24 protein-coding genes are annotated in these 25,342 nt (G+C 58.2%); 18 read left to right on the top strand and 6 right to left on the bottom strand.

Annotation, left to right across the window (positions count from 1 at the left end):
• The first annotated feature begins 157 nt into the window (after positions 1-157).
• Genes D6858_RS03135 through D6858_RS03115 form a run of 5 tightly spaced genes read left to right on the top strand, consistent with a single transcriptional unit; the run spans position 158 to position 7,802 of the window.
• A complete protein-coding gene (locus D6858_RS03135; protein WP_120107078.1) occupies positions 158-556 on the top strand; it encodes a response regulator transcription factor in 399 nt (132 codons plus the stop codon).
• Positions 540-1,670, top strand: coding sequence for a YaiO family outer membrane beta-barrel protein (locus D6858_RS03130; RefSeq protein ID WP_165859614.1), 1,131 nt, complete (start codon positions 540-542; stop codon positions 1,668-1,670). The genes D6858_RS03135 and D6858_RS03130 overlap by 17 nt, the downstream gene beginning before the upstream one ends.
• On the top strand, positions 1,667-2,680 hold the full coding sequence (locus D6858_RS03125) for a HEAT repeat domain-containing protein (protein WP_120107074.1): 1,014 nt from the start codon (positions 1,667-1,669) through the stop codon (positions 2,678-2,680). Before D6858_RS03130 ends, D6858_RS03125 begins: the two co-directional genes overlap by 4 nt.
• On the top strand, positions 2,677-4,269 hold the full coding sequence (locus tag D6858_RS03120) for a glycosyltransferase family 2 protein (RefSeq protein WP_120107072.1): 1,593 nt from the start codon (positions 2,677-2,679) through the stop codon (positions 4,267-4,269). The genes D6858_RS03125 and D6858_RS03120 overlap by 4 nt, the downstream gene beginning before the upstream one ends.
• Positions 4,270-4,280: 11 nt before the next feature.
• Complete coding sequence (locus D6858_RS03115) at positions 4,281-7,802, top strand: PAS domain S-box protein (RefSeq protein WP_165859613.1); 3,522 nt, start codon at positions 4,281-4,283, stop codon at positions 7,800-7,802.
• 12 nt (positions 7,803-7,814) lie between these two features.
• On the opposite strand, the gene D6858_RS03110 is transcribed toward D6858_RS03115, so the two are convergent.
• The gene (locus D6858_RS03110; protein ID WP_120107068.1) at positions 7,815-8,921 is read right to left on the bottom strand and encodes a helix-turn-helix transcriptional regulator; all 1,107 of its coding nucleotides are present in this window, start codon (positions 8,919-8,921) and stop codon (positions 7,815-7,817) included.
• 93 nt (positions 8,922-9,014) lie between these two features.
• Here D6858_RS03110 and cysD point away from each other — a divergent pair, with 93 nt between their 5' ends.
• From cysD to D6858_RS03095, 3 genes are read left to right on the top strand one after another with little or no spacing between them, the layout of a single operon-like run.
• Positions 9,015-9,920, top strand: a complete 906-nt coding sequence (gene cysD / locus D6858_RS03105; protein WP_120107190.1) for a sulfate adenylyltransferase subunit CysD — start codon at positions 9,015-9,017, stop codon at positions 9,918-9,920.
• 1 nt (position 9,921) lies between these two features.
• Positions 9,922-11,841, top strand: a complete 1,920-nt coding sequence (cysN, locus tag D6858_RS03100; protein WP_120107066.1) for a sulfate adenylyltransferase subunit CysN — start codon at positions 9,922-9,924, stop codon at positions 11,839-11,841.
• Positions 11,842-11,863: 22 nt separating this feature from the next.
• Entirely contained in the window at positions 11,864-12,604 is a 741-nt protein-coding gene (locus D6858_RS03095) for a 3'(2'),5'-bisphosphate nucleotidase CysQ (RefSeq protein ID WP_420823815.1), read from the top strand.
• A 640-nt stretch (positions 12,605-13,244) separates the two neighbouring features.
• Here the strand turns inward: D6858_RS03095 and D6858_RS03090 are convergent.
• The 5 genes from D6858_RS03090 to rpmF form a co-directional block, all read right to left on the bottom strand.
• On the bottom strand, positions 13,245-13,742 hold the full coding sequence (locus D6858_RS03090) for a MerR family transcriptional regulator (RefSeq protein WP_120107060.1): 498 nt from the start codon (positions 13,740-13,742) through the stop codon (positions 13,245-13,247).
• Positions 13,743-13,769: 27 nt separating this feature from the next.
• Positions 13,770-14,069: an integration host factor subunit alpha gene (locus D6858_RS03085; protein WP_205664863.1), complete on the bottom strand. Its 300-nt coding sequence runs from the start codon at positions 14,067-14,069 to the stop codon at positions 13,770-13,772.
• A gap of 90 nt (positions 14,070-14,159) precedes the next feature.
• Positions 14,160-15,134, bottom strand: a complete 975-nt coding sequence (locus tag D6858_RS03080) for a beta-ketoacyl-ACP synthase III (protein ID WP_120107058.1) — start codon at positions 15,132-15,134, stop codon at positions 14,160-14,162.
• Positions 15,131-16,177, bottom strand: a complete 1,047-nt coding sequence (gene plsX, locus D6858_RS03075) for a phosphate acyltransferase PlsX (RefSeq protein WP_120107056.1) — start codon at positions 16,175-16,177, stop codon at positions 15,131-15,133. Before plsX ends, D6858_RS03080 begins: the two co-directional genes overlap by 4 nt.
• Before the next feature lie 28 nt (positions 16,178-16,205).
• Positions 16,206-16,385 carry a 50S ribosomal protein L32 gene (gene rpmF, locus D6858_RS03070; RefSeq protein WP_102156494.1) on the bottom strand — a complete coding sequence of 60 codons (180 nt, stop codon included), beginning with the start codon at positions 16,383-16,385 and terminating at the stop codon, positions 16,206-16,208.
• A 209-nt stretch (positions 16,386-16,594) separates the two neighbouring features.
• Here rpmF and D6858_RS03065 point away from each other — a divergent pair, with 209 nt between their 5' ends.
• The 10 genes from D6858_RS03065 (at position 16,595) to rplB (ending at position 25,340) form a co-directional block, all read left to right on the top strand.
• A complete protein-coding gene (locus D6858_RS03065) occupies positions 16,595-16,984 on the top strand; it encodes an MAPEG family protein (RefSeq protein WP_120107186.1) in 390 nt (129 codons plus the stop codon).
• A gap of 395 nt (positions 16,985-17,379) precedes the next feature.
• Complete coding sequence (gene rpsL, locus D6858_RS03060) at positions 17,380-17,751, top strand: 30S ribosomal protein S12 (protein WP_006831873.1); 372 nt, start codon at positions 17,380-17,382, stop codon at positions 17,749-17,751.
• A gap of 120 nt (positions 17,752-17,871) precedes the next feature.
• On the top strand, positions 17,872-18,342 hold the full coding sequence (gene rpsG / locus D6858_RS03055) for a 30S ribosomal protein S7 (protein ID WP_120107054.1): 471 nt from the start codon (positions 17,872-17,874) through the stop codon (positions 18,340-18,342).
• A gap of 143 nt (positions 18,343-18,485) precedes the next feature.
• Entirely contained in the window at positions 18,486-20,579 is a 2,094-nt protein-coding gene (fusA, locus tag D6858_RS03050) for an elongation factor G (protein ID WP_120107052.1), read from the top strand.
• Between the two features lie 96 nt (positions 20,580-20,675).
• Complete coding sequence (tuf, locus tag D6858_RS03045) at positions 20,676-21,851, top strand: elongation factor Tu (RefSeq protein WP_120107050.1); 1,176 nt, start codon at positions 20,676-20,678, stop codon at positions 21,849-21,851.
• 325 nt (positions 21,852-22,176) lie between these two features.
• Positions 22,177-22,488 (top strand): 30S ribosomal protein S10, encoded by a 312-nt coding sequence (gene rpsJ / locus D6858_RS03040; RefSeq protein ID WP_034905023.1) that lies wholly within the window; start codon positions 22,177-22,179, stop codon positions 22,486-22,488.
• A 184-nt stretch (positions 22,489-22,672) separates the two neighbouring features.
• Complete coding sequence (rplC, locus tag D6858_RS03035) at positions 22,673-23,560, top strand: 50S ribosomal protein L3 (RefSeq protein ID WP_120107048.1); 888 nt, start codon at positions 22,673-22,675, stop codon at positions 23,558-23,560.
• Between the two features lie 2 nt (positions 23,561-23,562).
• A complete protein-coding gene (rplD, locus tag D6858_RS03030; RefSeq protein ID WP_120107046.1) occupies positions 23,563-24,186 on the top strand; it encodes a 50S ribosomal protein L4 in 624 nt (207 codons plus the stop codon).
• The gene (locus D6858_RS03025; RefSeq protein ID WP_120107044.1) at positions 24,179-24,490 is read left to right on the top strand and encodes a 50S ribosomal protein L23; all 312 of its coding nucleotides are present in this window, start codon (positions 24,179-24,181) and stop codon (positions 24,488-24,490) included. Before rplD ends, D6858_RS03025 begins: the two co-directional genes overlap by 8 nt.
• Before the next feature lie 13 nt (positions 24,491-24,503).
• Entirely contained in the window at positions 24,504-25,340 is an 837-nt protein-coding gene (gene rplB / locus D6858_RS03020; RefSeq protein ID WP_120107042.1) for a 50S ribosomal protein L2, read from the top strand.
• The last annotated feature ends 2 nt before the right edge of the window (positions 25,341-25,342 follow it).

The raw sequence follows: 25,342 nt of genomic DNA, 5'->3' as shown, positions 1-25,342 counted from the left end.
CAGTCCCGCGGCTCGGTGGGGAGATGGGGATTGCGTTCGCTACGACTGTTTGTCTGCGGCGCCGCAGACCAGCTAAGCTAACGAGAATGTTCAAAAAATTAACCCGTTGCAAAGGATTATTAATCATAATTTTCGGCAGCGAAGCCGGAGTTCGATTATGCCCAAGATCCTTGTTGCCGACGACGATGAAATGCTGTGCGAACTGGTTCGCTTCAAACTGGAAGGTGTTGGCCACGAAGTTGAGATTGTTGCCGATGGGGTAGCTGCAATCAATGCGGTTCGTTCTAACCGTCCGGATATCCTCATTCTCGACAATATGATGCCAGTAATGTCCGGCCCCGAGGTCTTGCATGAACTTAAGGCTGATCCGGCCACGGCGGATGTACCGGTGATCGTTCTGACAGCGAGGAAGGCACAGGAAGACGTTGTTACCGCATTGCGAAGCGGCGCAGCAGACTATCTGACCAAACCGTTCATGCCTGATGAACTTGTGGCCCGCATTTCCGGCGTTCTGGCGACGAGTAGCAACGGTGGTCGAAATGCGGGTTCGCGCTAACGCCCGCTTTCTTGCGCTCTTGCTGCTGGGGTGCCCAGCGGTCGCTTGGGGGCAAGACGGAGATCCGCGTATCGAAGACGCCCAACGCGCCGCCGAGGCAGGAGATCGTCAGGAGGCGGTACGTCTGCTGGAAGAGCTTAATCGCGAGCGTCCCGATAACCCTGAAACGCTACGACTGCTGGGCGCGGCCTATGCATCTGTATCCCGCTACGAAGAAGCGATATCGACTTTGCGTGAAGCACAGGTGCTTGCGCCTGATGATCAGGATATCGCGCTGGCGCTCGGCCGTGCCAGACTCTGGTCGGGCGACATCGGTGGCGCGCGGGAGGAAGCAGCCCGTATTCGCATGGCTGACCCCAACAACGTTGAATTGCCTGCGCTCGAACAAGCGATTGAGCGGACCAGTACGGCGCCCGGCGGCCGCCGGGCCGGGGTTGCCGTGGGGCAGGCAATATCGACCGTCGCCATCGGTGGATCCGACAGGACCTGGCGCAACACGACCGTTGCTGTGGATGTGCCTGTGGGCTCTGCATGGACAATTGTTGGAGATGCCGATGTGGAGGATCGATCAGGTGTTGCCGACACCCGTCTTAGTCTGCGTCTCGACCGCAGGCTTGGCGGGGGTAATTCGGTTTATCTGGCTGGCTCGGTTACGCCAGATGCCGATTTTCGGGAGGACTGGAGCCTGAAAGCAGGCGCCGTGGTCACGCTGACGCCCAATCTTGTGGCTTCGCTCGATCTTCGTCACGCTGATTATGGAACCACCAATGTTACAGTGGCTGAGCCTGGCGTTCGCATCCAGTCCGGCGATGGCGCATACGCGCTGAGCCTTCATTCGATCAACCTGTGGGCCGAAGGAAACGTCCATCAGTCCGGCTGGTCGTTGCGGGGGCAAGTGCCGTTGCCAAAATCCGCAACTCTCAGTCTGGGTGCTTCGACTTACCCGGACACGGAAGCTGGCATTACGCGGCGCGTTCGCGGTGCGTTTGTGGGTGTCGTTGTTCCGCTGTCCGACCGTGTAACCCTGCGCGTTGTGGGTGACCATGAGCAGCGCGTTGATACTTATCGCCGGACAGGCATTGCTGTCAGTCTGCATTGGCGATTTGGCAGATGATCTTTCATATTTCCGATCTGGCAATGCTGGTTATCGCAGGTTCCGTCGCCTTCGCCCTTGTGATGGTTGTCCAGATGATCGTGCTGCTGGTGCGTAGGTATTTGCAGGAGCGCCGGGTTATTGCGTCGCGCCCGCAAGAACTGGCGGTGCTGCGCGAATTGATGAAGGCCGTTGCAGGTGCGGGTGCCGGTGACATCGGGGAGGCCCCGGCATTTCTGGCCGCTGATCCCGCGGTAAGATTGCGTGCCATCACTCATGTTCTGCAGATGGTGCGGGGGGCAGATCGCGAGGCGCTGCTGCGAATAGCCGATCAGACCCACGTATATGATGCTGCGCTGAAGGATCTCAATCGCGGCGATCGCTCCCGCAGAGTGGATGCCTTGCGGGTTCTGGAACAGATTCCCAGCGCTGCCAGCACCGATGCCATGCTGGCAACGATGGGAAATGATCCGAGCCACGATGTCCGCCTCGAAGCCGCCACCGCTTTGGCCCGCACCGGCAACCTCCCTAAACCGACTGCGGTTGCACGGATGCTGGAATTGCGGACGCGGCCGCTGACCCGGTTGCACGAGGCGCTGTTTCGTTCGTCTGCAGTAAAGCACACGGCTGAACTGGAACGGATGGCAGCGGATGAAAAATATGTCAGGATACGTCATTTGCTGGTCGAAGCTCTGGGCTGGTCCGGCGATTTCGGAGTTCTCGATGCGCTGGAGCGTCATTCGTCGGATCCCAACCCGGAAGTGCGCTGCGCGGCATTGAAATCTGCCAGAAGGCTGGAACATCCCGGTGCGGCGCGTTGGGCGATTGGGCTGTTGCTTGACCCTGTCGATGCCGTTCGAATTCAGGCGGTGCAAACTTGTGCGAAGCTGAACGCACGGGATGCTGTGCCGATACTCTCCTCTCTTATCAGCAGCTCTTCGTGGTGGGTGAGGACGCGCGCAAAGGAAGCGCTCGACAAATTACGCCCGGAACAGAGGGTGCGGGCCGATATTACAGGATTGCGCCTGTGACAGAATTTGTCGCAGCCAATACCTTTTGGGGACATATTCTGATCGGCATTGCGTGGTTCAGCCTGCTGGTCGTACTCGCCCGCAATGCCGTGTCGGTCGTGCAATTGCTCGCTGCCACATGGGCTTTCGCGCGGCGTATAAAACCGGCACCGCGTTCCACCGATCTGTGGTCGAAATATGAAGATTTGGCGCCGCCAGTCTCCGTGATCGCGCCTGCGTTCAACGAAGAACTATCGATCGTCGACAGCGTTCGTGCCTTACTGGCGCTGCAATATCCGAGCCATGAAGTCATCGTCGTCAACGACGGGTCCAGCGATTCAACGCTCGCAACCATGATCGATGCCTACCAGATGGTGCCAACCGATCGGCAGCAACTCGTGGCGCTGCAAAACACGCGGATTCTGGGTGTGTATGCTTCGGCGACGCACCCCAATCTGTTGCTGGTCGATAAGGAGAACGGGCGCAAGGCCGACGCCGCCAATGCCGGTATTGGCTTTGCTCAAATGCCGCTGGTGTGCGTGATCGATGCCGATTCCATCATTGAATCCGACGGGCTCCTGCGCTCGACCGAGCCTTTTATGAACGATGACGGACGGCTGGTGGCTGTTGGCGGCGCGATCCGGGTGGTCAATGGCAGCGCCATTCGCGGGGGGCACATCGAAGCAATCGGACTGTCGCGAAAGTGGCTGCCGCGCTTTCAGGTGGTCGAATATATGCGGGCGTTTCTGACCGCCCGCGTTGCCAATGCGGAACTGGGCATGTTGACGCTGATTTCGGGGGCGTTCGGGATATTCAAGCGATCCGTAGTGGTCGAGATCGGCGGATACCGTCACGATACGGTTGGTGAGGATTTCGAGCTGGTGATGCGAATTCATCGCCATATGCGCGAGCAGAAGCGCCCTTATCGCATTGAATTTGTGCCTGAAGTAGTATGCTGGACAGAAGCGCCAGAAACTCTTCCCGGTTTGCGGAATCAACGGGCGCGGTGGGAGCAGGGTGCATTGGAGACGCTGGCTTTCCACCGGCGTATGCTATGCAATCCGCGCTATGGCCGTATTGGCATGGTGGCAATGCCTTTGCTGGTGCTGGAGGATTTGCTGGGGCCGCCGATGGAACTGGCCGGTTATCTGGTAATTCCCATCTGCTTCTTCCTTGGTATCCTTTCGCCTGAGCTGGCGCTGGCATTCCTCAGCCTCAGCTTTGTATTCGGGACCGCTATCAGCATCGCGACGCTGGCGCTGGAGGAAAAGCAGCTGCGGCGTACTCCGAACGCGCGGGATCTGGCCAGGATTGCGCTCGCTGCTCTGATGGAAAATTTCGGCTATCGGCAGATCAATCTGTGGTTCCGTCTGCAGGGAATGTGGCGTTACCTGAAAAAGGACAACAGCTGGGCCGCAGTTCCCCGCGTAGGGTTCGATCGCAGCAATCCCACTGACAAAACCGTATTGCCAATCGCGGCAGATCGTCGCGAGGGTGCTCCCGTCCCGTTCAAATTTGTGGAAGAGGCTGATATTAATACCGATTCCGAAGATGGACCTGATACTGTAGCACGTAGTTCCGCCCCCAGCCGTGCGGAGACAGGCGGATGAAGGAACACCACATGCCGGATAAATGGGAGCGACGGGCAGCACAGATCGCAGTCGTGACGATCCTGTTTGGGTTGCTTGCCTGGTCCAATGTGGTTTTTACCCGCGGCGAGGGGCGCATTGCCGCCGTCTGGTTGCCGAACGCGATGCTTCTTGCCGTGCTGCTGCGTGGAGGCGGGAAAGGCGATCTTGTATATTTTCCTCTCGCATTTCTGGCCAACTGTACCGCCAACCTTTTTGCGGGCGACGATATTCTGAGAGCATCGGGGCTGAGCCTTGTAAACATTGTAGAAGTCTTCGTCGCGTGGATTGGCATGATCCGCCTTGGACGCGCCCGCCCCGACATGTCCGATCTGAAAGACCTGATCGCTTTCGTGGGCGTTGCCGGGGTTCTGGCGCCGATTGTCTCGGGTATGCTGGCCGCGATCATCCTTCGGCCTGCCAGTTTACACGAATTGCTATCGTTTTGGTGGTCGTGGTCACTGACCGACGGGCTGGGGATGATAATCGTCGGTCCTTCGCTAATGACTGTATGCGATACGTTCAGGCGGCGTCGGCGCCCTTCACTGGGGACGATTGCCGAATGGATCTGGATAGTTGCTGTTGGAACGACGACGACTGTCCTCGTTTTTTGGCAAACCACTTATCCGTTCCTGTTTCTGGTCGCTCCGGTCGTTATGATGCACGCCTTTCGGCTCGGGACATTTGGAACGGCAATTTCGGTTGCCAAGATTGCGATTGTCGCATCCTTAGCCACGGCGCTTGGCCATGGGCCGATTCAGTTGGTTCAAGGGGGCATTGCAGCTAAGCTTCTGGCATTGCAGGTATTTCTGGCTACCATTTTTGCGATGGGCCTTCCTGTTGCAGCCATGCTGGCAGGCAAGAAACGGGTGGAGCGGGCGCTCGCATCGCACCGCGACAATATGAAATCCATGCTCGAAAATATGCGGGAGATCATTTTTCGGATCGATGCGACAGGATGCTGGACCTTTCTCAACCCCGCATGGGAAACGATAACCGGGTATCGTGTGAAGGACAGTCTGGGCTGGCACACAACCAAGCTGCTGTACCCTGATGACAAGCTGGAGGCGGCTGAATTCTATCCCAAGATCGTGAGCGGCGAGATTGACGAGTGCCTTCTCAGGCAGCGTTTCTATCGTGCCGATGGCGAATTGCGCGATATCGAAGTGAGTGTGCGCGCATCGCGTGATGAGGCTGGTGATTTCACAGGCGCAATTGGCAATATTCGCGACGTCACCGAACAACGTAAGGCGCAAAACTCACTCAAGGAAAGTGAAGCGCGTTTCCGCAATCTGGCGGAAGCGGCACCGCTGGGCATTTACCGCGCCGATTCCAATGGAATGGTCACTTATGTGAATGCGGAATGGGCGGAGATTACGGGTCTTTCGCCATCGGATGCACTGGGCGAGGGATGGAAAGCCGCTCTGGCAGATCGTGCCAGCTCGTTATTCAAACCCGGATGGGAGGGGATTTCCTATCCGGGCATGACCCGCAAACGCCAGATCGATTTCCGGCGACCCGACGGTACGATTGTCAGAGCTACGAACGTGAGCGCTGCGGAATTCGACGCGGATGGCAATCCGTGCGGCTTCATCGGTGTCATCAACGATGTGACGGCGGAACTGAAAGCGACGGAAGCGCTCGCCGCAGCCAATCGGGTTTTTGAGGATCTGACAAATCTTTCACCGGCGGGAATATTCCGAACCGATCCGGATGGAGCGCTGACCTATTGCAATATTGCCTGGCTCGCGCTGAGTGGTCTGACGGAAGAGGCCGCTCAGGGCACCGGTTGGGCTGCGGCTCTCCACACAGAAGATCGCCAGCGAATTTGGAATGAATGGGCACAGGCGGTTGCAAAAAAGACAAGTTACCGAGGAGAATTCCGGTTTGTTCGGCCAGACGGTGCGGTGTGCTGGGTTGTGGCAATTGCTGCACCTGAGTGTGATGACACAGGAAATATCGTTGGGTTCATCGGGGTCAATCTCGATATAACAGAGCGTAAGAAGCTTGAGGCAGAACTTGTCAGGGCAAAGCTTCATGCAGAGCAGGCAGCGATAGCCAAAGCCAGTTTTCTGGCGAACATGAGCCACGAAATCCGTACGCCGATGAATGGTGTGCTGGGGTTTGCCGATCTTTTGCTTGAGAGCAATCTGGATGAGGAGCAGCAAAAGCAGGCGCAGTTGATAGCGGACTCTGGCCGTGCGATGATGCGGTTGCTCAACGACATTCTCGACATATCCAAAGTTGAGGCAGGTCAGATGGTTATCGCCTGCGAGCCGGTCGATCTGCGCCACATACTAAAAAGCTGCGTCAAACTGATGTCGCCTAACGCGGCGCAAAAAGGACTGACTCTCGATCTGGAGCTTGACCCGTCTATCCCTTCTCGCATTGCCGGCGACGGCTTGCGGATACGGCAGGTGCTTCTCAATCTGATTGGAAACGCCCTGAAGTTCACTGAAACAGGGGGAGTTTGTGTGCGTGCAACAGCGCGAACAGCCGATAACTCCCAGCTTTCGGTTGAAATCGCGGTTGAGGATACGGGAATCGGCATCCCTTACGAACGGCAGGAGGCGGTGTTCCATCCTTTCGAACAAGCTGACGACACAACTGTGCGTCGCTTCGGCGGGACTGGTCTTGGGCTCACTATTAGTCGACAGCTTGCCGAGCTGATGGGGGGCACTATGTCGCTCGACAGCGAGCCTGGCAAAGGAAGCACTTTCATTGTGCACTTACCAACAGTCGCAGCAGAAGCACCGGCTCCTTCAACGAGCGAGGAAGTGGTAGGAGCAGACGCAGATGCAGGCGTGAATTCGATGCAGGGTCACGTGCTTCTAGTCGAAGATCATGACGTGAACCAAATGCTCATCACTACTCTTCTGGAGCGGATGGGCTGTTCGATGGAATTGGCGACGGACGGTGCCGAAGCGATCGCGCGCATTGATGCCTCGCGCGCTTCAGGTGGCCGCCACTTCGATCTGGTGCTGATGGACCTGCAAATGCCATTTGTTGACGGTTATCAGGCAACGCGCATGATCCGCGCCCGTGGAATTGGGTCGGATGAATTGCCGATCGTCGCTCTGACGGCGAATGCATATGCCGATGATATCGAAGCATGTTTGCAGGCTGGAATGCAGGATCATCTGGCGAAGCCAATTGCAAAGAATGCATTGGAACAGATACTTTCCAAATGGATCAAGCCGGGCGCGCGAAGCAATACAGTGAACGTCGCGCAGAAATCAACGAATGACCACCTGATCGAAGCCCGTTACCAGCAACGCAGGCAGGAGGCCTTCGAACAGATCGAAGCTTTCACGAAGCTGGATGACTACTCCGACAAAGACGTGGAGGAGATGATCATAATACTCCACAAACTGGCGGGAACGGCTGGCATGTTTGGTGAGCCCGAGCTGGGCGAATGTGCATCTCAGTTTGAAGAAGGGCTCCGAAGCTGGACTGTGGCGGAACGGGCGCTGCATATCCGCGAAGAGGCTGTAAAAATCACCCGCTTTGCCTGACAGGCTGGTGCGCTAGCTTAAAGCCAGAACACTGGTCAGGATAAAGCGGATCAGATCGGATTGGCCGCGCGCACCCATCTTGGCGTAGATCTTCTTGGAGTAGTTTCTCGCTGTTTCAACAGTGATCCCAAGGCTTTGGGCAGCCTCGGCAATCGACTGGCCATTGGACAGCGCCAGCGCGAGCCGCGCCTCGCTGGGAAGCAGGCCGAACAATTCGGCGATTTGTTCATGCCTGTCGGATCGGCTGCGGTTGTCACCTTGAATATAGGCCACCGCGGCACCGCTGGCAGTGGGTGATTGCGGGTCCGGCGCGGCGGGAACTATCAGCAGATTGACCCACGGGTCCATGGAAACATTGATGGCATGAGGGCGCGGGTTGGCTTCTTTCACAATAGCGCGCATCGCCCGAGATAGCTTGCGATCAATCAGGGGATCGTCTGCGATCAGGCGACCGCTGCGGGTGCGGCGCAGCCCGACACCGTATTGCATCAGCTTCGCTGCCTCCTGACTTTCTTCCATCACTACGCCATTGGCATCGAGGCGGATCCACCCGAAATTGAGTCTGGCCATGACATTGTCGGCGATCCGCGCGCTGGCCTTCTGCCGTTCGATTTCGGCATAGCAGCGCAATGCCCGCCGAAAATGCGGCCCGATCCGGCTCAGCAGCGCTCCGTCGGCCGGGGTGAAGTCATTGGTTTCCCGATTGATAGATATCCATGCGCTGACTCCGCCTGGCTCGGTGATACGCATCAGCCGCATGGCGTTCACTTTGTTGGGGATCATCATGTCACGGCGAAAGGCGTCATGAACCGGGTCGCCGGGCAGCAGCAGTTCGGACAAGGAATAGACCCGTTCTTCGCGCAGATCGAAATAGGGAAGGGGGTCGCGCTCCCAAACATCGCGCTCGTACATCTGCGCGAGTTCACGCGGCATCGCGCGCCCGGCGAAGAGGTGAATAGTGGCGTTGCGCGACCGGTTGGGCGGGCGAAACGTAATGCTGGCACTATCTGCACGTGTCCGCACGCGGAGCCGCTCCAGAAAGGTCTGCCACATTGGTTGCTCGAAAGGGCCATCGAAGGCCGCAGACAGCAGATCGGTTTCCTCCTGAATCACAAACATCACAGGATGCTCCCAAATGGGAGGTTAAATGTCCAGCGCGATCACGCACATTCGTAGATGCAGACTATTGACCGCTGGAAAGAGCACTATCCCATGACCCGCACATTGACCCACCTCGAACGGCTTGAGGCGGAGGCGATCCATATCATTCGCGAAGTCGCGGCAGAGGCCGAAAACCCGGTCATGCTGTACAGCGTCGGCAAAGATAGCGCTGTCATGCTGCATATCGCGCGCAAGGCATTTTTCCCGTCACCGCCGCCGTTCCCTCTGTTGCATGTCGACACGACGTGGAAGTTTCAGGCGATGTATGAACTGCGCGATCGCATGGCGCAGGAAAGCGGCATGGAGCTGCTGGTCTATCAAAACCCCGAAGCAGTCGAGCGCGAGATCAACCCGTTCGATCACGGTTCGCTGCACACCGATATGTGGAAGACGGAAGGGCTGAAGCAGGCGCTGGACAAGTGGAATTTCGATGCGGCATTTGGCGGTGCCCGCCGCGATGAGGAAAAGAGCAGGGCGAAAGAACGCATATTCTCATTCCGCACCGCCAGCCACGGGTGGGACCCGAAGAACCAGCGACCCGAGCTGTGGAATTTGTATAATGCGCGCAAACATAAAGGCGAAAGCATCCGCGTCTTCCCAATCTCGAACTGGACCGAGCTGGACGTGTGGCAATATATCCACCTGAACGACATTCCGATCGTTCCGCTCTATTTCGCGGCAAAGCGCCCGACCGTGGAACGCGATGGCATGTTGCTGATGGTCGATGACGATCGTTTCCCGTTGCAGCCCGGTGAAGTGCCGGTCGAACGGTCGATCCGGTTTCGGACGCTCGGCTGTTACCCGCTGACCGGCGCGGTGGAGAGCACCGCGAAGACTTTGCCCGAAGTCATTCAGGAAACCCTTTTAACCACGACTTCGGAACGGCAGGGCCGCGCCATCGACAAGGATGCCGGCGGTGCAGGCATGGAAGTGAAAAAGCAGCAGGGGTATTTCTGACATGCCTGAGACACAGAACGACTCCGTTTATGTAACCGACAGGCTCATTGCCGAAGATATCGATACATATCTGGACACGCATCAGCACAAGACGATGCTGCGCTTCATCACCTGCGGATCGGTGGATGATGGCAAATCGACGCTGATCGGTCGTCTGCTTTACGATTCGAAGATGATCTTCGAAGATCAGTTGAGCGCTTTGCAAGCCGATTCAAAGAAAGTCGGTACGCAAGGGCAGGATATCGATTTTGCGCTGCTGGTGGATGGCCTGGCTGCCGAGCGGGAGCAGGGCATTACGATCGACGTGGCCTATCGTTTCTTCAACACTGAAAGGCGTAAGTTCATTGTCGCTGATTGCCCCGGTCACGAACAATATACCCGCAACATGGTCACAGGCGCTTCGAGCGCGGATCTGGCGGTGATACTGATCGATGCGCGTAAAGGAGTTCTGGTTCAGACCCGGCGCCATAGCTATCTTTGCCATCTGATCGGCATTCGGAACATCGTGCTGGCGGTCAACAAAATGGACCTTGTCGATTACGCGCAGGATGTCTTTGACAAAATCGTTGCCGAATACAGCGAGTTCGCAAAATCCATCGGTATCGAGAGCTTTGCCGCGATGCCGATTTCCGGGTTCAAAGGCGATAATATCACGACCCTGTCCGATAACATGCCCTGGTACAGTGGTCCGACGCTGATCGATCACCTTGAAACGGTTGAGGTTAATTCGGCGCGTGATGCCAGTAAGCCGTTCCGTATGCCGGTTCAGTGGGTGAACCGCCCCAATCTCGATTTTCGGGGCTTTTCCGGGCAGATAGCGACAGGCGTGGTGAGGCCGGGCGATGCGGTGCGCGTGTTGCCTTCAGGTAAGACCAGCAGTGTCAGCAAAATTGTCACTATGGATGGCGAGCTGGACGAAGCGGTAGCGGGGCAGTCGGTGACGGTGTGCTTCTCCGATGAGGTGGACTGTTCGCGTGGCGACGTGATTGTCCCTGCCGATAACCCGCCCTCTGTGGCAGACCAGTTCGAAGTGACGATTGTCTGGCTTAATGACGACGCGATGCACGTCGGCCGTGCCTATTGGTTCAAGATCGGAACGCAAACCGTTTCGGCGACTGTGCGTCAGCCGAAATATGCGGTGAACGTCAACACGATGGAGCATGTGGCGGCCAAGACGCTCGATCTGAACGCAATCGGTGTGGCGGAACTCAGCACCGATCGTCCGATCGTCTTCGAGCCCTATACCGATAATCGCACACTTGGCGGATTCATCCTGATCGACAAGATGACCAACGCCACGGTTGCGGCGGGGATGATCAATTTCAGCTTGCGCCGCGCGCAGAACGTTCACTGGCAGCCGACCGACATCGATCGAGAGGCTCACGCCCGGCTCAAGAACCAGACGCCGAAAGTGCTGTGGTTCACCGGGCTTTCGGGCGCAGGCAAGAGCACGATTGCGAACGAGGTTGAAAAGCGGCTCAACCTGATGAACCGACACACTTTCTTGCTTGACGGTGACAACGTTCGGCACGGCCTGAACAAGGATCTGGGCTTTACCGAAGCGGACCGGATCGAGAATATTCGCCGCGTGGGCGAAGTCTCCAAGCTGATGGTCGATGCGGGCCTGATTGTGCTGACGGCATTCATCAGCCCCTTCCGCGCCGAACGTCAGATGGTGCGCGCAATGCTGCCCGACGACGAATTTATCGAGATTTACGTCGATACCCCGCTGGAAGTCGCAGAAGCACGCGATGTCAAAGGGTTGTATAAGAAAGCCCGAAGCGGGGAGTTGAAGAACTTCACCGGTATCGACAGCCCGTACGAGCCGCCGATCGATCCGGAAATACGCGTCAATACTGCCGAAATGGCTGCGACCGAGGCAGCCGACTATATCGTTCGCAAACTCATGCCGTTGAAATAGAGGGACGCGTGCAATCATGACTATGTCCGATGGCGAACTTGCCGCGCATCTTGCCGATGTGGCCGGACGAATCCTGCTGGAAATCCGCGCATCGGGCGTTTTCAGCGGCAGGGCGCTTGGCAACGCGGGTGATGCAACGGCCAACCAGTTTCTGGTTCACGCATTGCGGGATGCGCGGCCCGAAGATGGTCTGCTTTCGGAAGAAGAGAAGGACAATCACGAGCGTCTTTCCTCGCGTCGGGTCTGGATTGTCGACCCCGTGGATGGCACCCGTGAATATGGCGAAGCGCGAAGCGACTGGGCTGTGCATGTCGCCCTGGCTATCGATGGCGTGGCCACCGTCGGGGCGGTGGCGCTCCCTGGCCTTGATGGTGGCACTGTTTGTCGGTCGGACAAGCCGCAGTCGATGGGCCCGGTTCACTCCAAACCGAGAATGGTGGTCAGTCGTACGCGGCCTGCATCAGAAGCTGTTGCCGTTGCCGAAAAACTTGGTGCGGAACTGATTCCGATGGGTTCCGCAGGGGCGAAGGCAATGGCCGTGGTGCGCGGAGAGGCGGACATATACCTGCATTCCGGCGGGCAATACGAGTGGGACAGTTGCGCCCCGGTGGCTGTTGCGGCAGCACACGGTTTGCATTGTTCGCGGCTGGATGGCAGCCCGCTGTTATATAACCAGCGTGATACCTATATGCCTGACCTTCTTATCTGTCGGCAGGAGTGGGTTACGCCGGTGCGCGATGCCTTGGCCGGGATCGCTGATTAGGGGCGGAGCGAATTCACAGGCAGGTGTGACTGGGGCGAACTGCGTTTCCGATGGGGCCGCTGGGTGGCTGTGGCAATTTCTGCTCCAGAATGCAGCGATGCTGGAGATGACAGCTGGCTGGCCTGAACGTCATTTCCCTTATTGATCGGCTGCATCGTCGGAACGTGCCCAAACATTCGCCGACACAATGCCCGATGTGACGGATATGGTCCTTTCCCCAGGCCGCCCGAATATATGGCTTACGCAGGATTGGCCGGACCAAGGGGGCAACTCTCTCCTTTGTGCGATGCCAGTCGGTTCAGGATGCACTGAAGTTTCTATCGGCCAAGGGTGGATTGCCTCCGCTCTCGAATAACTGCGGCAAGCGCAGATATCGGCTCGACAGAATCGTAATCGCGACCGGAGGCGCGATCCTGCATTTCGACGCTCAACACTCAGTGAAGCGCTGGCGTTATCGGGTGGAGCAAGGGTGAGGGATCGCGCCATGAGCGCGCCGCGGGTGGGCCACTAATCCAGGTCCCGAGAAATCCGCTTACTTCAGATAGATAGGCTTGCCTTGGAAAGCGCTTCGCAAATCAGGAAGAGATTACGATCAAGGCGCGTCAGGGGGCAGTTGACGGGCCGACACAGAATACTGGCTCTATGCCGATATCGCTGCCGCGAGCGTTTCACGGATGCTCTTCAACCGAGCCAACATTTCGGGTGGCACGCTCTGATTGGAGCTGGGTGCCCGGCCTGATGGTGAGGGTGCAGTGCTGGCGAACAGATCGCCCGGCGCGGTGCCTGCCTCCGGAATATCGGAGGTAGTTGGTGAGGATGCCGATGACGTTGACGATTCAAGGGGCTCCGCCTGGGTTGCCTTAGGCGATCCACCCTTGGATGGATCGTTCTCAAGCAAAGCGATAGCTCCCTTGATCGTATAGCCTTCCCCATTGACCAGTTGGTCAATACGGCGGACGAGCGCGATGTCTTCAGGACGGTAATAGCGCCGCCCGCCCGACCGCTTTAGCGGTTCGAGCATCGGAAACTGCTGTTCCCAATAACGCAGTACGTGAGGCTTGATAGCTAAGGCATCGCCGACTTCACCGATGGTACGCAATGCGCCCGTATCTTTGCCGTCGTCGAAACCTTTGCTCATCGCCGCTCTCCCTGCCATCGGCCGGATTTAGCCGTTGGCCACGCGCTCCTTCAGCAACTGGCTGGCGCGGAAGGTCAGCACCCGGCGGGGCGTGATTGGCACCTCGACCCCTGTCTTGGGATTGCGGCCAACGCGTTCCTTCTTGTCGCGCAGCACAAAGCTGCCGAAGCCCGAAATCTTGACGTTTTCCCCTTGCTCCATCGCCTTGCTCATATGGCTGAGGATCGCCTCCACCATATCGAGCGACTCAGCGCGCGAGAAACCCATCTTACGGTTAATAGTCTCAGCCAGGTCCGCACGCGTAAGCGTGCCCACTGAACGCATCATCTGCGTGTACCTCCATGTGGTGCGACCCCAATTTTCGAATTCAAAGTAACGAAGATTACACGGGCTCGCAATCAAAGTTTCCAGAAAGATTCACATACGAATCAGACTGGCCCCCCAGGTGAACCCGCCGCCCATCGCTTCCATCATGACAAGATCGCCAGATTTGATTCGCCCGTCGCGCACTGCGACGTCGAATGCGAGCGGAACCGAGGCGGCCGATGTGTTGGCATGGCGATCGACTGTAACGATCACTTTCTCCGATGGCAGCCCCAGTTTGCGTGCGGTTGCATCCAGAATGCGCGCATTAGCCTGATGGGGAACGACCCAGTCGATATCTTCCGCGCCATAGCCTGTGTCGCTCAGCACTTCGCGCAGTACATCGGCGAGATTGACCACCGCGTGGCGGAAGACTTCGCGCCCTTTCATCCGCAGCTTGCCGACTGTGCCGGTAGTGGAAGGGCCACCGTCGACGTAGAGCAATTCGTTGTGCGCTCCATCGGCATGAAGCTTTGTGCCGAGAATACCCGGTGCATCGGCTGTCGTTTCGTCCACATCACGGGCTTCCAGAACCAGAGCGCCCGCGCCATCGCCGAACAGTACGCAGGTGCCACGATCCTCCCAGTCGAGGATACGGCTGAAAGTTTCCGCCCCGATCACCAGCGCCTTGCTTGCCATTCCGGTGCGGAGCATCGAATCGGCGGTGGCCAGCGCATATAGGAACCCGGAACAAACCGCTGCGACATCGAAGGCGATACCGCCATGACAACCCAGCGCATCTTGCACGCGCGTGGCCGTGGCAGGAAATGTCTGATCCGGCGTGGCAGTTGCCAGAACGATCAGACCGATTTCACTGGCGTCGACACCTGCGGCAGCAAGTGCCTCGCGCGCGGCATCGACCGCCAGCGTGGCAGTGGTTTCACCTTCGCCAGCGATGTAGCGATTACGAATCCCGGTGCGCTCGACAATCCATTCGTCGCTGGTATCAACGGTTTTCGCCAGCTCGGCATTGGAAACCGCACGCTTGGGCAGGGCGGACCCGCTCCCGACAATAACCGAACGAATCACGCGGCTTCACCAGGCGTCGATTGTGCAGCTTGGAGGGTGCCGAGATCGGCAGCAATACGTTGAGTCAGGTCTTCCTCCAGCAACCGTGCAGCCACGGCGACGGCATTGGCAACGCCTGCAGCATTGGCGCTGCCATGACTTTTGACGACCACGCCGTTCAGGCCAAGGAATACCGCGCCGTTATGATTGTTCGGATCGAGGTGATGGCGCAGCAATTCGGTCGCTGGCCGGGAAACGAGAAAACCGATCTTCGACCGGAGCGAACTCGTAAACGCGTTGCGCAACAGGTCGGTGACAAACCGCGCAGCCCCTTCGATGGCTTTCAGCGCGATATTGCCGGAAAATCCATCGGTTACGACTACATCGCATTGGCCGCGATTGATCTTGTCGGCTTCGATGAAGCCATCGAACTGCATCGCCAGACCGGTCGCATCGCGAAGGCGTGAGGCCGCATCCTGCAATTGGTCAGTGCCTTTGATGTCTTCAGTGCCGATGTTTAGCAGGCGCACGCGCGGCTCTGCCTGTCCGGTTACAATCCGCGAATACGCGGCGCCCATGATGGCAAACTGCACCAGATTGCGGGCATCGCATTCGGTATTGGCGCCAAGGTCGAGCATGATGACATCGTGATCGCCAAGCGACGGCAGTAACGCAGCAAGGGCAGGGCGGTCGATACCGGGCATAGTGCGAAGGGCAAGTTTGCTCATCGCCATCAGCGCGCCCGTATTGCCTGCGCTGACGGCAGCCCCGGCGTCACCTGCCTTCACGGCATTGACGGCAAGGCCCATGCTGGTGGTTCTGGCACGACGAAGCGCCTGCGTCGGCTTTTCATCGCCGCCAACGACATCCTCGCAATGGAGGATTTCAGATGCACCACGCATATTCGGGTGAGCGTCGAGCGCGGCCTTGATCCGCGTTTCGTCGCCCACCAGCAGGAATTTGAATTGGTCGTGCTGCCGACGGGCCAATGCCGCGCCGGAGACCATGACGCGCACGCCTTCGTCTCCGCCCATCGCATCCACAGCGATACGCGGCAGGCTCATGGCGATCTCCGTCTACCTGTCGAGCCGGTCAGAGACCGACAGCGACGACTTCACGACCATTGTAGAACCCGCAGTGCGGGCACAGGTTGTGCGGGCGCTTCAGTTCGCCGCAATTCGAGCATTCATGGAATGCCTCGACCTTCAGCGAATCGTGGGCCCGGCGCATACCCCGGCGGGAAGGGCTAACTTTTCTCTTGGGGACAGCCATTGCGTCACCTGTTCCAATATGTTCGTTCGTTGATCGGGTTCGCCCTAGGCCAAGCTCAGCCGACGCACAACCCGTTGGGTAAATGCGGCATGAATGAAGCCCTGCCGTGGCGGGAAGGCGCGGCCTATAGCGCAATTCTTCGCAGTTGCAAGCGCGCGTGAACCTGCTAGCCATCCGCCGCTCGTCAAAAAAGGGGACCGGGGATGGCAATCCTGCTGCCTGTTACGCTTACTTCTGCCGCTGCGGCAGCGATTCTCAACTTCTGGCTTGCTCTGCGTGTCGGGCAGTTACGTGTCCGGCTTAAAGTTCTGCACGGGGACGATGGTGGCCCGCTGATGCAGCGGATGCGCGCGCATGCCAATTTCATCGAATATACCCCGATCGTTCTGATTCTGATTGCAGCTATCGAGCTGACCGGGAAGGGCGCGCCCTGGCTGGCATGGGTTGCGGCGGCTTACATGCTCGCCCGCATTGCACATGCTTTCGGTATGGATTCGACCACGGGCAGCAAATGGCGGGCTGTGGGGATTGTGGTGACAATGCTGGTAATGCTCGGGCTGGCCGTCGCTGGCACACTGATCGTGCTGGGCGTGATCTAACCTTGTCGAATTGGTGTTGGTCCAGAGGTGCTGCCTGTGCTGTACCTTCAGGTGCTGGACATTTCCGTACTCTTGACCGGGCGACGGTTTACCCCTAATGGCGCGCCCATCCGAGGCAGGGTTTGCCGTGCCGCGGTCAGATAGAGCTGAACATTGCCGGTTATGTCCCGGGGTCTGGTGCTGTTGCACTTAGGCTCTTTTCTATTGAAGCGGAAGCGCTTGGGGCAGCCGTCAAAGTAACCCGGTGGCCGAATGGGTCATGGGTGGAGCGTTTCAGTCTCATGTGGCGAATCTCCCGGCGGATAGATGTCCAATGGGTCCGTTGCATGAGCGCGTAAGCATTCCTTCCATACCCAGTCAGTTGTCACCTTCACACGGTGAAGAGAAAGAGACTCATGCCGACGATCAACCAGTTGGTCCGCAAGGGCCGCGTTCCGCAGAAGGCCAAGAGCAAGGTCCCTGCGATGGAGCAGAACCCGCAGAAGCGCGGTGTCTGCACACGCGTCTATACTACGACGCCGAAGAAGCCGAACTCCGCCCTCCGTAAGGTTGCCAAGGTGCGCCTGACGAACCAGCGCGAAGTCATTTCCTACATCCCCGGCGAAGGCCACAACCTGCAGGAACACAGCGTTGTGCTGATCCGTGGCGGTCGTGTGCGCGACCTTCCCGGTGTGCGTTACCACGTCCTGCGTGGCGTGCTCGATACGCAGGGTGTCAAGGACCGCAAGCAGAGCCGTTCGAAGTACGGCGCCAAGCGGCCCAAGTAAGCTTTCCCGTGTGCTCCTGCAGGTAGCGGGGCCTCAAGGTCAGTCGGTTTTTATTGCCGGTCAGACCCGTTGAGGTTCCTGTCGATGTGGGGCTCACGCAAGAGATAAGGAATTTGACCAATGAGTCGTCGTCGTCGTCCCGAGAAGCGGGAAATCCTGCCTGATCCGAAGTTCGGTGATCAGGTTCTGTCGAAGTTCATGAACAACCTGATGCTCGACGGGAAGAAGTCCGTCGCGGAACGTATCGTTTACGGTGCCCTCGACACTGTCGAAGCCCGCGCGAAGAGCGATCCGGTTGCAGTGTTTCATGATGCGCTGAACAACATCAAGCCGCAGATCGAAGTCCGCAGCCGCCGCGTCGGTGGTGCGACCTATCAGGTCCCGGTTGAAGTGCGTCCCGAACGTGCACAGGCTCTCGCTATCCGCTGGCTGATTTCTGCTGCACGTGGTCGTCCTGAAACCACGATGGCTGCACGCCTTTCGGGTGAGCTGATGGATGCTGCGAACAACCGTGGCAACGCGGTCAAGAAGCGGGAAGATACTCACCGTATGGCTGACGCCAACCGCGCCTTCTCGCACTACCGCTGGTAATCCACGCGGCGCTGTGAGGCGTGCTGCTTGCAGGGCCGGGGCAGGGGAAAGTAACCCGCCCGGTCTTCAAGTGGTCATATTATTGACTATATGGGGCGCGATCCCTCATCCGGGGCTCCCCACTTTCACCTGAGGAATTTTCCATGGCCCGCGAATATCCGCTGGAGCGCTATCGCAATATCGGCATCATGGCCCACATCGATGCCGGCAAGACCACTACGACCGAGCGCATTCTTTACTACACCGGCAAGTCCTACAAGATCGGCGAAGTGCACGATGGTGCCGCGACGATGGACTGGATGGAGCAGGAGCAGGAGCGCGGGATTACGATCACGTCGGCTGCGACCACCACTTTCTGGGCGGCCGAAGACGGTGAAGGTCCGAAGCACCGCATCAACATCATCGATACTCCTGGTCACGTTGACTTCACCATCGAAGTCGAACGTTCGCTGCGTGTGCTCGACGGTGCGGTTGCCGTGTTCGACGGCGTTGCCGGCGTTGAACCGCAATCCGAAACCGTGTGGCGTCAGGCCGACAAGTACGGCGTGCCGCGCATGTGCTTCGTCAACAAGCTCGACCGTACAGGCGCCGATTTCTATTACTGTGTGCAGTCGATCATCGATCGTCTGGGCGCGACCCCGCTGGTGCTTTATCTCCCGATCGGTGCGGAAAGCGATCTGAAGGGTGTTGTCGATCTGGTGAACAACCGCGGTATCGTCTGGGAAGACGAATCGCTGGGTGCAAAGTTCAGCTATGTCGATGTTCCTGCAGAGCTGGCCGACAAGGCTGCCGAATATCGCGAAAAACTCATCGAAACTGCGGTTGAGCAGGACGATGACGTGATGGAGCAGTACCTTGAAGGTAACGAGCCCGATGCGGCGACGCTCAAGCGTCTGATCCGCAAGGGGACGATGGCCCGTGCTTTCGTCCCGGTGCTGTGTGGTTCGGCGTTCAAGAACAAGGGGGTTCAGCCGCTGCTCGACGCTGTGGTGGACTACATGCCGAGCCCGCTCGACGTTCCCGCGATCAAGGGCGTTTTGCCCGATAGCGACAAGGAAGATACCCGCCCTTCGAGCGACGATGCACCGTTCGCGGCGCTGGCGTTCAAGATCATGAACGACCCGTTCGTTGGTTCGCTGACCTTCACCCGCATCTATTCGGGCAAGCTGGCCAAGGGATCGGTGCTGAATTCGGTGAAGGACAAGAAGGAAAAGATCGGCCGTATGCTGCTGATGCATTCCAACAACCGCGAAGACATCGAAGAAGCATTCGCGGGCGACATCGTCGCGCTGGCCGGTCTGAAAGAAACGACCACCGGCGATACGCTGTGTGCCGAACGTTCGCCGATCATCCTCGAGCGTATGGAATTCCCCGAACCGGTTATCGAACTGTCGGTGGAACCGAAGACCAAGGCTGACCAGGAAAAGATGGGTGTCGCGCTCAATCGTCTGGCTGCCGAAGATCCGAGCTTCCGCGTTTCGACCGATCACGAGTCGGGTCAGACGATCATCAAGGGCATGGGCGAGCTTCACCTCGACATTCTCGTCGATCGTATGAAGCGCGAATTCAAGGTCGAGGCCAACGTTGGTGCGCCGCAGGTGGCCTATCGCGAATATCTCGCGAAACCGGTTGATGTCGATTACACCCACAAGAAGCAGTCGGGTGGTTCGGGCCAGTTCGGTCGTGTGAAGATCAAGGTCGAGCCGGGCGAGCGCGGTCAGGGCTTCATCTTTCAGGATGAAATCAAGGGCGGTAATATTCCCAAGGAATATATCCCTGCGATCGAAAAGGGTATCCGCGAGCAGGCCGAAAGCGGCTACCTCGTTGGCTTCCCGATCATCGACTTCACGGTCACCCTGTATGACGGTGCATACCACGACGTCGACTCGAGCGCGATTGCGTTCGAAATCGCCGGTCGCGGTGCAATGCGTGAAGTGGCCCAGAAGGCCGGTATCAAGCTGCTTGAGCCGATCATGAAGGTTGAAGTCGTCACCCCCGAAGAATATCTCGGTGACGTGATCGGCGATATCAACAGTCGGCGTGGCCAGATTCAGGGGACTGACACTCGCGGTAACGCGCAGGCCGTCGAAGCGATGGTCCCGCTGGCGAATATGTTCGGGTATGTGAACGAATTGCGTTCCTTCACGCAGGGTCGCGCACAGTACTCGATGCAGTTCAGCCACTATGACGAAGTGCCGGCTAACGTGGCGCAGGAAGTCAAGGAGAAGCTTGCCTAAGCATTGGCAAGCGTCTAGGGGCGGCGCCTGATTCACCGGGTGCCGACCTCAAGGCTTGGTGAAATTCATTTCTGATAGACAGAGGTTACGAGTAAAATGGCCAAGGAAAAATTCGAGCGGAACAAGCCGCACTGCAACATCGGCACCATCGGTCACGTCGACCACGGCAAGACCACGCTGACTGCCGCCATCACCAAGGTGCAGGGTGCCGCGGTTGATTTCGCGAACATCGACAAGGCGCCGGAAGAGCGTGAGCGCGGGATCACCATCTCGACCGCACACGTTGAGTATGAAACCGATGCACGTCACTATGCACACGTCGACTGCCCGGGGCACGCCGACTACGTGAAGAACATGATCACCGGTGCGGCCCAGATGGACGGCGCTATCCTTGTTGTGAACGCTGCTGACGGCCCGATGCCGCAGACCCGCGAGCACATCCTGCTTGCTCGTCAGGTCGGCGTGCCGGCTCTGGTTGTGTACATGAACAAGGTCGATCAGGTTGACGACGAGGAAATCCTCGAACTCGTCGAACTCGAAGTTCGCGAACTGTTGAGCTCGTATGACTTCGACGGCGACAACATTCCGATCATCAAGGGTTCGGCTCTGGCTGCTCTCGAAGGTCGTGATCCGGAAATCGGTGAAAACTCGATCAAGGAACTGATGAAGGCTGTCGACGAATACATCCCGCAGCCCGACCGTCCGGTCGATCAGGCCTTCCTGATGCCGATCGAAGACGTGTTCTCGATCTCCGGTCGTGGTACGGTTGTTACCGGCCGTGTTGAAACCGGCGTTGTGAACGTTGGCGACGAAGTTGAAATCGTCGGCATCAAGGACACCAAGAAGACGACCGTCACCGGCGTTGAAATGTTCCGCAAGCTGCTTGATCGTGGTGAAGCTGGCGACAACATCGGCGCGCTGATCCGTGGCGTTGGCCGTGAAGAAGTTGAGCGTGGTCAGGTTCTGGCGAAGCCAGGCTCGGTGAACCCGCACACCGACTTCGAAGCCGAAGTGTACGTGCTGTCGAAAGACGAAGGTGGTCGTCACACGCCGTTCTTCGCTAACTATCGTCCGCAGTTCTACTTCCGCACCACCGACGTGACTGGCGAAGTCGTTCTGCCGGAAGGCACCGAAATGGTGATGCCGGGCGACAACGTTTCGATTGGCGTTAAGCTGATCGCTCCGATCGCGATGGACGAAGGTCTGCGTTTCGCTATTCGCGAAGGTGGCCGCACCGTCGGTTCGGGCGTTGTGGCGAAGATCACGAAGTAATCTTCGCGTTCTAAGCATACAGGGAATTGGGCCCGCTCCTCATCTGAGGGGCGGGCCTTTCCTTTTGTGAGGACGAAGTCGCGGTGGTGTGGTGCTGTTTCATCGTAAGCTGTGGGGCAGTTGAAAAAATCCGCCAAAGCAGGGTTGCAACGAAGCTGTGCCGACCGTATAGGCGCCCTCACAGACAGAGATTCGTCGTTTCGATGAGTCTCTGACGACAGAATTCACAGAAGGCCGCCCGTTCCGGGAAACCGGATAAGTCGGGTGGGCTTTTTATTTTTATGAGGGCGCAAGCTCTCTGGCTCTTTCGCATCGGTAAGTGGACATGGAAGCTCAGAATATCCGCATTCGCCTCAAGGCGTTTGATCATCGCGTACTTGACCAGGCGACTGGTGAAATCGCTGATACCGCCCGTCGCACGGGTGCGCTGATTCGAGGTCCCATTCCCCTGCCGACGCGTATTGAGAAGTTCACCGTGAACCGCGGCCCGCACATCGATAAGAAGTCGCGTGAGCAGTTCGAGGTGCGTACTTACAAGCGGCTGCTCGATATCGTGCAGCCCAACGCCCAGACCGTTGATGCGCTGATGAAGCTCGATCTGGCGGCGGGTGTGAACGTGGAAATCAAGCTGGCTTGATTTCTCTGCAGGGCTTCGGCCTTGCGGGCCAAGGGATACCTCCGGCGTGCGTCGGGTAAGCGTCCCCCGTCTCGCTCTTCCGAAAGGGAGGGCAAGTTTCAGCCCGGGCGGGGCGACGTGTGACAATTTGGGCTGACACGCCTCTCGGGATGGTCCCGACAGGCCTCTGTTAGGAGATTTGGTCATGCGCTCAGGCGTGATCGCAAAGAAAGTCGGGATGACCCGCCTGTTCCAGGAGGATGGTCGCCATGTGCCGGTCACCGTTCTGGCGCTGGAAGATTGCCAGGTCGTTTCCCATCGCACCGAAGAGCGTGACGGCTATTTCGCTGTTCAGCTTGGTGCTGGTGCGGCGAAGCAGAAAAACGTCAACAAGCCGCAGCGTGAGCATTTCGCCAAGGCTGAAGTGTCTCTCAAGATGCGCGTGGCCGAGTTCCGCGTTGGTGGCGAAGATGGGCTGATCCCCGTTGGTTCACACATTAGTGCAGAGCACTTTATTGCTGGTCAGAAAGTTGACATCACCGGTCATACGCAGGGTAAGGGTTTTGCCGGTGCGATGAAACGCTGGGGTTTTGGCGGTCTGCGCGCGACGCATGGTGTGTCGCTGTCTCACCGTTCGCATGGTTCGACTGGTAACCGTCAGGATCCGGGTCGTGTCTTCAAGAACAAGAAGATGGCCGGTCACATGGGTGATCGTCAGCGTACCCAGCAGAACCTTGAAGTCGTCCGTACTGACGCCGACCGCGGCCTGATCTTCGTGAAGGGTTCTGTGCCCGGCGCGAAGAATGCATGGTTGCTGGTTCGCGATGCGGTGAAGCTGAAGGCAAGTGAGGAGCTGCCGTTCCCCGCTGCTATCCTTGAAAGGAAGTCGTCTGCTCCCGAGCATGATGAGGCCGCAGCTGGTCTGGTCGAGCATGGTGCAGAGCACGAGGTCCACGCCGAAGTGTCGCCAGAGCAGCAAGCCGAGCTCCTGAAGGAGCAGCAGGCTGGTGCCGGTGACGATGTTACTCCGGCAGTTGGCGAAGATAACACGGCCGCGGGCGAAAGCTCTGCGGACGAGAGCAAGGAGTCCTGATCGTGAAGGTCAAGGTCCAGAAAATCGACGGCAAGGCTGCTGGCGACCTCGAGCTCAACGATGCCGTGTTCGGTGTCGAGCCGCGCGAGGATATCCTGCACCGCGTCGTTACATGGCAGCTGTGGAACCGCCGTGCTACGGCGCGACCGACCCGCGAACGCAGCGATGTTGCACGTACTGGCAAGAAGTGGGGTCGCCAGAAGGGCGGCGGCACGGCTCGTCATGGTGACCGCGCTGCTCCGGTGTTCATCGGCGGTGGTAAGGCTCACGGTGCGAAGAAGCGCGATTTCGATATCTCGCTGAACAAGAAAATCCGTGCGCTTGGCTTGAAGATGGCGCTTTCGAGCAAGGCGAAGGGTGGTCTCGTTGTTGTCGACAGCCTTGAGCTTAAGGACGCCAAGACCAAAGCGCTCAAAGGCCATTTCGACAAGAACGGTTGGGCTGGCAAGGTTCTCGTGATCGACGGCGACGCGGTCGACGGCGATTTCAAGAAGGCCGCCGGTAACCTGCCGGGTGTAAACGTTCTGCCCGCGATGGGCGCCAACGTTTACGATATCCTGAAGCACGACACGCTTGTCCTGACCAAGGCTGCGGTCGAAAAGCTGGAGGCGCGCTTCAATGGCTAAAAAGCAAGAAATCGACGCGCGTCACTACGACGTAATCCTCGCTCCGCACATTACGGAAAAGGCGACGCTGGCTTCCGAGCACAACGCCGTTGTTTTCAAGGTGGCGAACGACGCGACCAAGCCGCAGATCAAAGAGGCTGTTGAAGCTATCTACGATCGCAAGGTTGCTGCGGTGAATACCGTTGTCGTGAAGGGCAAGACCAAGCGCTGGAAGGGCAAGCCCTACAAGCGCTCCGACGTGAAAAAAGCGGTTGTGACCCTGGCTGAAGGCCAGGAATCGATCGACATCACCAGCGGTATCTGAGGCGGATCGGAAGATGGCACTCAAGAACTACAAACCGACCAGCCCGGCCCGTCGCGGCCTGATCCTGGTTGACAAGTCCGGCCTGTGGAAGGGCAAGCCAGTCAAGGCACTTACCGAAGGTAAGCGCAAGACCGGCGGTCGTAACAACAAAGGTCATGTTACCAGTCGCGGTATCGCCGGCGGCCACAAGCAGAAGTACCGCTATATCGACTTCAAGCGTCGTAAGTGGGACGTTGCAGGCACCGTCGAGCGGATCGAATACGATCCCAATCGCACCGCATTCATCGCACTGATCAAGTACGATGATGGCGAACTGGCTTACATCATCGCTCCGCAGCGTCTCGCTGTTGGCGATCAGGTGATCGCCGGGGAAAAGGTCGATACCAAACCGGGTAATGCGATGTTGCTGGGGCAGATGCCGGTCGGCACTATCTGTCACAATGTCGAGATGAAGCCGGGCAAGGGCGGGCAGATCGCCCGGTCTGCCGGTGCATATGTCCAGCTCGTCGGTCGTGACCGCGGTATGGTTATCGTGCGTCTCAACAGTGGCGAACAGCGCTACCTGCGTGCGGATTGCATGGGCACCGTCGGTGCCGTGTCCAACCCGGACAATCAGAACCAGAACTTCGGCAAGGCCGGTCGTACCCGTTGGAAGGGCCGTCGCCCGCTGACTCGCGGTGTTGCGAAGAACCCGGTCGATCACCCGCACGGTGGTGGTGAAGGCCGGACCTCGGGCGGTCGTCACCCGGTTACGCCGTGGGGCAAGCCGACCAAGGGCGCTCGGACCCGCAACAACAAGCAGACGGACAAGATGATCATCCGTTCGCGCCACGCCAAGAAGAAGAGGTAAGC

The sequence above is a fragment of the Tsuneonella suprasediminis genome, from assembly GCF_003605755.1.
GTDB classification, from domain to species: Bacteria; Pseudomonadota; Alphaproteobacteria; order Sphingomonadales; family Sphingomonadaceae; genus Tsuneonella; species Tsuneonella suprasediminis.
This window is presented reverse-complemented; position numbering and strand designations above follow the sequence as displayed.

What these genes read in the sequence shown, in the direction of transcription:
- D6858_RS03135 (WP_120107078.1), top strand. Translation starts at nt 158, where the DNA reads ATGCCCAAGATCCTTGTTGCCGACGACGATGAAATGCTGTGCGAACTG.
- D6858_RS03130 (WP_165859614.1), top strand. Translation starts at nt 540, where the DNA reads ATGCGGGTTCGCGCTAACGCCCGCTTTCTTGCGCTCTTGCTGCTGGGG.
- D6858_RS03125 (WP_120107074.1), top strand. Translation starts at nt 1,667, where the DNA reads ATGATCTTTCATATTTCCGATCTGGCAATGCTGGTTATCGCAGGTTCC.
- D6858_RS03115 (WP_165859613.1), top strand. Translation starts at nt 4,281, where the DNA reads ATGCCGGATAAATGGGAGCGACGGGCAGCACAGATCGCAGTCGTGACG.
- D6858_RS03110 (WP_120107068.1), bottom strand. Translation starts at nt 8,921, where the DNA reads ATGTTTGTGATTCAGGAGGAAACCGATCTGCTGTCTGCGGCCTTCGAT.
- cysD (WP_120107190.1), top strand. Translation starts at nt 9,015, where the DNA reads ATGACCCGCACATTGACCCACCTCGAACGGCTTGAGGCGGAGGCGATC.
- cysN (WP_120107066.1), top strand. Translation starts at nt 9,922, where the DNA reads ATGCCTGAGACACAGAACGACTCCGTTTATGTAACCGACAGGCTCATT.
- D6858_RS03095 (WP_420823815.1), top strand. Translation starts at nt 11,864, where the DNA reads ATGTCCGATGGCGAACTTGCCGCGCATCTTGCCGATGTGGCCGGACGA.
- D6858_RS03090 (WP_120107060.1), bottom strand. Translation starts at nt 13,742, where the DNA reads ATGAGCAAAGGTTTCGACGACGGCAAAGATACGGGCGCATTGCGTACC.
- D6858_RS03085 (WP_205664863.1), bottom strand. Translation starts at nt 14,069, where the DNA reads ATGATGCGTTCAGTGGGCACGCTTACGCGTGCGGACCTGGCTGAGACT.
- plsX (WP_120107056.1), bottom strand. Translation starts at nt 16,177, where the DNA reads ATGAGCCTGCCGCGTATCGCTGTGGATGCGATGGGCGGAGACGAAGGC.
- rpmF (WP_102156494.1), bottom strand. Translation starts at nt 16,385, where the DNA reads ATGGCTGTCCCCAAGAGAAAAGTTAGCCCTTCCCGCCGGGGTATGCGC.
- rpsL (WP_006831873.1), top strand. Translation starts at nt 17,380, where the DNA reads ATGCCGACGATCAACCAGTTGGTCCGCAAGGGCCGCGTTCCGCAGAAG.
- rpsG (WP_120107054.1), top strand. Translation starts at nt 17,872, where the DNA reads ATGAGTCGTCGTCGTCGTCCCGAGAAGCGGGAAATCCTGCCTGATCCG.
- fusA (WP_120107052.1), top strand. Translation starts at nt 18,486, where the DNA reads ATGGCCCGCGAATATCCGCTGGAGCGCTATCGCAATATCGGCATCATG.
- tuf (WP_120107050.1), top strand. Translation starts at nt 20,676, where the DNA reads ATGGCCAAGGAAAAATTCGAGCGGAACAAGCCGCACTGCAACATCGGC.
- rpsJ (WP_034905023.1), top strand. Translation starts at nt 22,177, where the DNA reads ATGGAAGCTCAGAATATCCGCATTCGCCTCAAGGCGTTTGATCATCGC.
- rplC (WP_120107048.1), top strand. Translation starts at nt 22,673, where the DNA reads ATGCGCTCAGGCGTGATCGCAAAGAAAGTCGGGATGACCCGCCTGTTC.
- D6858_RS03025 (WP_120107044.1), top strand. Translation starts at nt 24,179, where the DNA reads ATGGCTAAAAAGCAAGAAATCGACGCGCGTCACTACGACGTAATCCTC.
- rplB (WP_120107042.1), top strand. Translation starts at nt 24,504, where the DNA reads ATGGCACTCAAGAACTACAAACCGACCAGCCCGGCCCGTCGCGGCCTG.